6 protein-coding genes and 1 pseudogene are annotated in these 7,991 nt (G+C 71.0%); 4 read left to right on the forward strand and 3 right to left on the reverse strand.

All coding sequences use genetic code 11. The features are described 5' to 3' along the window. A pseudogene (locus E1166_RS27700) lies at positions 1–484 on the reverse strand (hypothetical protein); the annotation flags it as partial. Between the two features lie 308 nt (positions 485–792). On the opposite strand from E1166_RS27700, the gene uvrB reads away from it, so the two are divergent. Together uvrB and E1166_RS27710 are read left to right on the forward strand one after the other, a co-directional pair. Continuing rightward, positions 793–2,901 carry an excinuclease ABC subunit UvrB gene (gene uvrB, locus E1166_RS27705; RefSeq protein WP_132342850.1) on the forward strand — a complete coding sequence of 703 codons (2,109 nt, stop codon included), beginning with the start codon at positions 793–795 and terminating at the stop codon, positions 2,899–2,901. 283 nt (positions 2,902–3,184) lie between these two features. Continuing rightward, a complete protein-coding gene (locus tag E1166_RS27710) occupies positions 3,185–4,087 on the forward strand; it encodes a helix-turn-helix transcriptional regulator (protein WP_132342851.1) in 903 nt (300 codons plus the stop codon). A 280-nt stretch (positions 4,088–4,367) separates the two neighbouring features. Here the strand turns inward: E1166_RS27710 and E1166_RS27715 are convergent, their stop codons facing one another. Next, positions 4,368–4,661 (reverse strand): antibiotic biosynthesis monooxygenase family protein, encoded by a 294-nt coding sequence (locus E1166_RS27715; protein ID WP_132270605.1) that lies wholly within the window; start codon positions 4,659–4,661, stop codon positions 4,368–4,370. Between the two features lie 453 nt (positions 4,662–5,114). Between E1166_RS27715 and E1166_RS27720 the strand changes: the two genes are divergently transcribed. Together E1166_RS27720 and E1166_RS27725 are read left to right on the forward strand one after the other, a co-directional pair. Then, entirely contained in the window at positions 5,115–6,113 is a 999-nt protein-coding gene (locus E1166_RS27720; protein WP_132342852.1) for a TerC family protein, read from the forward strand. A 156-nt stretch (positions 6,114–6,269) separates the two neighbouring features. Then, on the forward strand, positions 6,270–7,067 hold the full coding sequence (locus tag E1166_RS27725; RefSeq protein WP_132342853.1) for a tyrosine-protein phosphatase: 798 nt from the start codon (positions 6,270–6,272) through the stop codon (positions 7,065–7,067). Positions 7,068–7,129: 62 nt separating this feature from the next. Here the strand turns inward: E1166_RS27725 and E1166_RS27730 are convergent, their stop codons facing one another. Beyond that, positions 7,130–7,984 carry a serine hydrolase gene (locus tag E1166_RS27730; RefSeq protein WP_132342854.1) on the reverse strand — a complete coding sequence of 285 codons (855 nt, stop codon included), beginning with the start codon at positions 7,982–7,984 and terminating at the stop codon, positions 7,130–7,132. Between the last annotated feature and the right edge of the window lie 7 nt (positions 7,985–7,991).

Genomic DNA, 7,991 nt, shown 5'->3' on the forward strand with positions numbered 1-7,991 from the left:
GTGCCGGCACCGGCGCCGCGGGGTCGGGGCGGAGCATCACCACCGAGGGGGTGGCCTGCACCAGCCCGTGGTGCGCCCCGGCCCCGGGACCGCCCACGTCGAGGTACGCCAGTGGACGGGCCCAGTCGACCCAGCCGACGAGGTGGGTACGGGTGCGGCCGGTGCCGACGGCGAGGCGTACCCCGGCGCGGACGTCGCGGTAGTTGGTGACCCGGGTCGCGGCCAGCCGCTCGGACTCGGCGTCGGTCAGGGCACGGGCGGGGGTGTCCGCGACGGGTGCCCAGTCGAGCAGCCCGGCCACCAGGGCGGCGGCGGACGCGGCGGCGACCACGGAGAGGGCGGCGAGGGTGACGCGTCGGTGGGTCGGCTCCTCGGGCGGTGGCTCGTCGGCGGTGACGTCCGGGGGCGCGGGTGCGGCGCGCAGACCCGGGTCACGGCGCCGCCGGCCGTGCCGGCGGCGACGCGGGTCGGGAGAGGTGTCCACGAGGGGATGAACGCCTGGCGGGCGGGAGGGTGACGAGTCACGAGGCAGGGGCGCTCGCGGCGGCCGGTCTGCGCCCTGGGCGCGACCACGCCGGGTGCGCACGCCGGTGATGTCCGGGTGCTGCGACCTCGCGTGCCAGGGGTGGGAGCCCGAGGAGGGCCCGGCCACCGACCCGGTCGGCCGCCGCGAGCGGCCTACGGTCTTCAGGCTAGCGTGGCGAGATCTGTCTCACAATGGCAATATCGAAGCCGATCAGGGACCTGCGGTAGCCGCCCGGATTGTCGGACCCCCGGCGTACCGTTGGTGTCATGGCGCTCGACATCCCCCGGCTGGACGGCCGTTTCCAGGTCATCAGCGAGTTCCAGCCCGCCGGTGACCAGCCGGCGGCGATCGACGAGTTGGAGCGCCGGGTCCGGCGCGGTGACCGCCACACGGTGCTGCTCGGCGCGACCGGCACCGGCAAGAGCGCCACCACGGCCTGGCTGGTGGAGCGGTTGCAGCGGCCGACCCTGGTGCTGGCCCCCAACAAGACGCTCTGCGCCCAGTTGGCCAAGGAGTTCAGCGAGCTGCTCCCGCACAACGCGGTGGAGTACTTCGTCTCGTACTACGACTACTACCAGCCCGAGGCATACATCCCGCAGACCGACACCTACATCGAGAAGGACTCCTCCATCAACGAGGAGGTCGAGCGGCTGCGGCACTCGGCGACCATGTCGCTGCTCACCCGCCGCGACGTGATCGTGGTGGCCACCGTCTCGGCCATCTACGGCCTGGGCACCCCGGAGGAATACCTCGACCGGGCGGTACGGGTCACCGTCGGCCAGGAACTCGACCGTGACCAGCTGCTGCGCCGGCTGGTCGACATCCAGTACACCCGCAACGACATGGCCTTCCAGCGGGGCACGTTCCGGGTCCGCGGTGACACGCTCGAGATCATTCCGGCGTACGAGGAGCTGGCGGTCCGCATCGAGCTCTTCGGCGACGAGGTGGAGAAGCTCTACTACCTCAATCCGCTCACCGGCGACGTGGTCAAGGAGGTCGACCAGTTGGTGATCTTCCCGGCCACCCACTACGCGGCCGGCCCGGAGCGGATGGAGCGGGCGATCCGCGACATCGAGGCGGAGCTGGCCGAGCGGCTGGCCGAGTTGGAGCGGCAGGGCAAGCTGCTGGAGGCCCAGCGACTGCGGATGCGCACCACCTACGACATCGAGATGATGCGCCAGGTCGGGTTCTGCTCCGGCATCGAGAACTACTCCATGCACATGGACGGGCGGCTGCCCGGCAGCCCGCCGCACTGCCTGCTCGACTACTTCCCCGACGACTTCCTCACGGTGGTGGACGAGTCGCACGTGACCATCCCGCAGATCGGCGGCATGTACGAGGGGGACGCCTCGCGCAAGCGGATGCTGATCGACCACGGCTTCCGGCTGCCCAGCGCCGCCGACAACCGGCCGCTGCGCTTCGACGAGTTCCTGGAGCGGGTCGGCCAGTTGGTCTTCCTCTCCGCCACCCCCGGCCCGTGGGAGCTGGAGCAGGCCCAGGGCGAGTACGTCGAGCAGGTGATCCGCCCGACCGGGCTGGTCGACCCGGAGGTCGTGGTCAAGCCCACCAAGGGTCAGATCGACGACCTGATGCACGAGATCAAGCTGCGTACCGAACGCGACGAGCGGGTGCTGGTCACCACGTTGACCAAGAAGATGGCCGAGGACCTGTCGGACTACCTGCTGGAGAACGGCATCCGGGTGCGGTACCTGCACTCCGAGGTCGACACCCTGCGCCGGGTGGAGCTGCTGCGCGAGTTGCGCAAGGGCGACTACGACGTGCTGGTCGGCATCAACCTGCTCCGGGAGGGTCTGGACCTGCCCGAGGTCTCGCTGGTCGCGATCCTCGACGCCGACAAGGAGGGCTTCCTGCGTAGCGGCCGGTCGCTCATCCAGACCATCGGCCGGGCCGCCCGCAACGTCTCCGGTCAGGTCCACATGTACGCCGACAAGATCACGCCGTCGATGGCGGAGGCGATCGACGAGACCAACCGGCGGCGGGCCAAGCAGATCGCGCACAACGAGGCGCACGGCGTCAGCCCCGAGCCGCTGCGCAAGAAGATCCACGACATCCTCGATGACATCTACCGCGAAGCGGAGGACACCGAGGCGTCCCGGGTCGGCGGTGCGGTGCGACAGCTCTCCCGGGGCAAGGCGCCGGTGAAGGAGACCCGCAGTCGTACCCGGGCCACCGGGGCGGGCCCGTCCCGGGAGGGGATGGCCCGAGCCGATCTGGCGCAGCTTATCCAGGAGCTCAACGACCAGATGCTGGCCGCCGCCCGGGAGTTGCAGTTCGAGCTGGCCGCCCGGATCCGCGACGAGGTCGCCGAGCTCAAGAAGGAGCTGCGCGGGATGGACGCGGCCGGGGTGAAGTGACCGGCGGGGGTGGCCGTCGCCACGAGGAGACCACGCGATGACCGTGCGCGACGACGTGAGGTAAGGGGCCTCTCGTGTCAGGCGTGACGCTCCCGCTGGGATCAGCCCAACCCACGTCTGACACTCACGCGGCGCGGCGCAGCCACAGGGCGAGGACGCGCAACCTTCGGCGATACGGGACAGCCCTTCCTCATCGGAGGGACATGATGGACGGTTGCGTTCCGCAAGCAAGGTATTGCCGTGGGTGATGGTCCTGCGTACCCTCCGTCGTGGGGAGGCGGGGATGCCGTTGTCATCGAGTCCGGTCATTCGGCGTGCGCGACTGGGCGCCGAGCTACGTCAGTTGCGCAGGCGCAAGGCACTCACCCTGGAACAGGTCTGCGGCCTGTTGGGGTGGGCGTCCACTTCGAAGCTGTCCCGCATCGAGCTCGGGCAGAGTCGGCCCGACCTGGCCGACGTGCTGGACCTGCTGGACGTCTACCAGGTTCCGGCGCCGCAGCGCGACGAACTGATCGTCATCGCGCGGGACGCGGCGACCAGCCGAGGCTGGTGGCGGACGTTGGGTGAGATGCACGAGCGGCAACGCACGTACGCCGAGCTGGAGGCGGGTGCGGCGAACATCGTGGAGTACCAGCCGGCCGTCGTGCCGGGCCTGCTCCAGTCGCCGGGCTACGCCCGGGCGCGGATCGACGCCGGCCGGCTGCTGCACCCGGAGGTCGACGTCGAGGCCGACGTCCGGGCCCGGCTGCTGCGTCAGCAGGTCCTGCGCCGTCCCGACCCACCCCGCTACACCGCCCTGCTCGACGAGCGGGTCTGTGACGGCGGTGGCGTCGCGCCGGACGTATGGCAGGAACAGCTGGCGCATCTGCTCGCGCTGGCCGAGTTGCCACACGTCACCGTCCGCGTGGTGACCCGTACCGCCGCACCGGCGACGGGAGTACATCCGCTGACCGGCTACTCCAGCTACTCGTTCCCCGACCCGGCCGACCCGCGTACGGTCATGGTGGAGACGCTCACCGCCGACGTACGCCTGGTGACCGGCGCGGACGTGGCGCGGTACGAACAGGTGAGCGACTGGCTCGCGTCGGCCGCGCTCGACGGGGAGGAGACCGCCGCCCTGTTGCGCGACCAGGTCGCCAGGGCGGCTGACCGAGGCCGATCGGTCGGCGGAGAGGTCGTCCGGTAGCCCGGCAACGTTCGCCGGCACTGGCTGGCTGGCCGGCGGTCGGCGCGGGGTTGAGGCCGCCTCGGCGAGCAGCGCGGCGGGCACGCCCGAGTTGAGCAGGTCGGCGGGAACGTACCCGGCGCTCGACCGCTGGTCGGTCTGGTGGCGCGACCGCTGGTCGGTCTGGTGGCGCGGCCACCGGTCCCGGCGCCCCCGAACGCGTCGGGGCCGGTGCCGCGCACACGTCGCACGGTAACCGGGGGGTACGACAATTCCGGGAGTGGATCGGCGGTCGCTCGGCTCAGGCGGGGACGTCGACGAAGTGCTCGACCCGGGGCGGGCCGGCGAAGTACGGACCGATCAGGGCCCGCCACCTGCCGAAGGCATCGGTGGCGCGGAAGTTCTCCTCGTGCGCCTCCACCGAGTCCCACTCGACCAGCAGCACGAACCGGCTCGGGCTCTCGATGCCCCGGGTCATCCGGACCGATCGGCAGCCTTCGACGGCCGTGATGATCGGATGCGCCTGCCCGTACGCGGCGGCGAACTCGTCCTCGTGTCCGGGTAGTACCTCGATGAGCGCGACCTCAAGCACCATGTCCGAAGCCTCGCACGACCCCTGATTCGCCCCGACCGGCGGGTCCGGCTGTCCCACCGACGGTGGGACGTCGCCACCGGCTCCCCCAGGATTCTCCGGCCTGTCATGCCGGCGGGCATCTATACACCTAGCCTCCTAGGATGGAGAGGCGTTGTGAGCCACAGCTGAGCGCGGAACGTGATATTGCCAGCAATCCCGGCTTCCGCAGGTGCGCCGCCTGGCCTGGATGGTGAACAATGGCCGCCGAGGAGGGGAGTATTCCCCCGCGACGGAGTCGTCAGCACGGTCGACCGCCACCCCTGGCACCCGACCCGGCTCCATCGGTCAACGTCCCGCCCGCGGGCCGTTGGCGGAAGAGACCTCCGACAGCCACTTGAGCTCCCGTCGCCGCCCACCCTGCCGCCATCCGGTGTCCCGGTGTGCACGACGCCGCGTGTCTGCCGGAGGAATGCATTGAACGTGTCCGCAATGGTGTGGGCGGTAACGCTCGTCGCGCTGACGGCGGTCCTGTTGGTGGACCTGCTCATCGTCGGTCGGCGACCGCACGAGCCCAGCATCCGGGAGTCGAGCCTCTGGGTCGGCTTCTACGTCGGGCTGGCCCTGATCTTCGGCGTCGGCCTCTGGCTCACCAGCGGCGCAAGCGCAGCCGGCCAGTTCTACACCGGGTGGTTGACCGAGTACAGCCTCTCGGTGGACAACCTGTTCGTCTTCGTCATCATCATGGCCCGCTTCGGGGTGCCCCGGCAGTACCAGCAGAAGGTACTGCTCATCGGCATCGTGCTGGCCCTGGTGATGCGCGGCGGGTTCATCGCCGCCGGCGCCGCGTTGATCTCGCAGTTCTCCTGGGTCTTCTACATCTTCGGCGCCTTCCTGATCTACACCGCGATCAACCTGGCCCGGCAGGGTGAGTCGGACGAGGACGAGTTCAGCGAGAACCTGCTGATCCGGTGGAGCCGCAAGGCGTTGCCGATCTCCCGCGAGTACGACGGCGCGAAGCTGACCACCCACCAGGCCGGGCGGCGGCTGTTCACCCCCATGCTGATCGTGATGATCGCGATCGGCACCACCGATCTGATCTTCGCGTTGGACTCGATTCCGGCGATCTTCGGGATCACCCAGGAGCCGTACCTGGTCTTCACCGCGAACGTCTTCGCGCTGATGGGCCTGCGTCAGCTCTACTTCCTGCTCGGGGGCCTGCTGAACCGGCTGATCTACCTCAGCTACGGCCTGGCGGTGGTGCTCGGCTTCATCGGCGTCAAGCTGGTGCTGGAGGCACTGGCCGACAACAAGGTGCCGTTCATCAACGGTGGCGAGCACGTCGGTTGGGCACCGCACATCCCGATCTGGCTGTCACTTCTGATCATCCTCGGCACCCTCGCCGTGGCCACTTCGGCCAGCCTGGTCAAGTCCTCCCGGGACCGCCGCCGCGAGCTGGCCGACGCCCGTCCCTGACCCATTGGTGCCTACGCCGCCCGGGGCACCCCGGCGGCGTACGCACCGCAGCCGTGCGGGATCGCCGGCGGCCCGGCCCACAGGTGGGCGCGCACCATCGGCGATCATCGGATGCGGCACCCGGTACCGGAGCGGGATGCGCAGAAGGGACGTCGGATGAGCGGGCAGAACTGGTGGCTGGTGGGTGCGCCCAACGCCCGCGACCTGGGCGGGCTGCCCACCGGCGACGGCCGGCGGGTGCGTGCCGGCCGGCTGCTGCGTACCCCGGCGCTGGGGCGGTTGACCGACGAGGACCTGCCGGTGCTGGGCAAGCTCGCCCCCGCCTGCGTGGTGGACCTGCGGGACGCCTCCGAGGTGTCGGTCGCCCCGGCGGACCGGTTGGTCGGTCAGCCGCGGGTGGTGCACCTGCCGGTGCTCGACCCGGCGCACCCGGTCTTCATGTACGTCTCGGCGCTGCTGCTCGGCCACGACCTGGAGACGTACGACGAACTGGCCGAACAGGGGACACCCGCGGCGATGGAAGCGATCTACCGGTGGTTCGTCACCGGGGACGCGGCGCGGGCCGGGTTCGGGGCGGCGGTGCGGCTGGCCGCCGAGGGCTCGAACCTGCCGCTGCTGTTCCACTGCTCGGCCGGTAAGGACCGTACCGGCTGGCTGGCGGTGGTGCTGCTGACCGCGCTCGGCGTCGAGGATGCCGCGATCAGAGCCGACTACCTGCGCAACAACGAGCTGACCGCGAGTCTGCGCGAGGTGCTCATGGAGGCGATGACCCGGCAGCACCCGTCGCTGGACCCGGAGACGGTGCGGCCGGTGCTGGAGGCGCGGCCGGAGTACCTGGACGCCGCATACGACGAGGTGCGCCGGGTGCACGGGTCGTTCGAGACGTACCTGCGGGTGGGTCTGGGGGTGACCGACGAGGTGCGCGCCGCGCTGCGGGAGCAACTGCTGGAGTAGGCGCCGGAGATTGTGGCGCACGGCGACCCCGGACGGGCCGGTCGGACCAGTGGGTGCGCGGCTCACCCGGCCAGACGGTGCCGGGCGGCCCAGGCCGCCGCCGAGACGTCCGCGACCAGACGGCAGCCGTCTTCGGCCCGCTCCTGGCCGGTGGCCGGTTCGGTGGTGGTGCAGACCGCGATGGCGTACGGCGGGGCATCGTCCGGAAAGACGACGCCGGCGCTGTGCCGCACCCCGCGTACCCAGCCGTTCTTGTGCGCGATCCGGGTGCCGGCCGGCAGGCCGGCGGCCAGGTCGTCGCGGTGTTCCTGGGCCAGCAGGACGTCGACCATGGCGGCGCAGGCGGCCGGGGTGGCCAGCGGTCCCGGTCGGTTCGCCCCGCTGGCCAACCCGCCGAGCAGTGCGGCCAGGTCGCCGGCGGTGACCAGGTTGGTGATGCCGACCTCCCGGGCGGCGAAGTCCTCGATGCCTCGGCCGGTGACGCTGTGCCGGGCACCGGCGCTCGCCCAGGCTTCGGCGACCGCCGGCAGTCCGACGTGGCCGAGCACGATGTTGGTGGCCAGATTGCTGGACCGGGTGATCATCCGGTGGGCGAGCCAGCGTAGGGAGGCGGTCGCACCCACGCGCTCCCAGACCGCGTCGTCGTTGTCGTAGTGCCGGGCGCAGGAGAACCGGGGGGCTCCCGGTCGGGCGGATTCGAATTCGTTGACCACGGCGACGGGGGCATCGAGATCGGTGCTGCCTGCGTCGGCCGCCCGGTGCAGGGCGAGCAGTACCGCGACCTTCATGGTGCTGGCCGCGTAGTGCGTCGCCGCCGGGTGCCGGGCCCAGCTGGCAGCGGCGTCCAGCCGCCCCACGTACGCGGAAACCACCCCCGGCACCCGGTCCAGCCGGGCGTCGAGCTCACCCCATCCCATGCCCCAC

The organism is Micromonospora sp. KC213, assembly GCF_004348325.1.
GTDB lineage: Bacteria > Actinomycetota > Actinomycetes > Mycobacteriales > Micromonosporaceae > Micromonospora.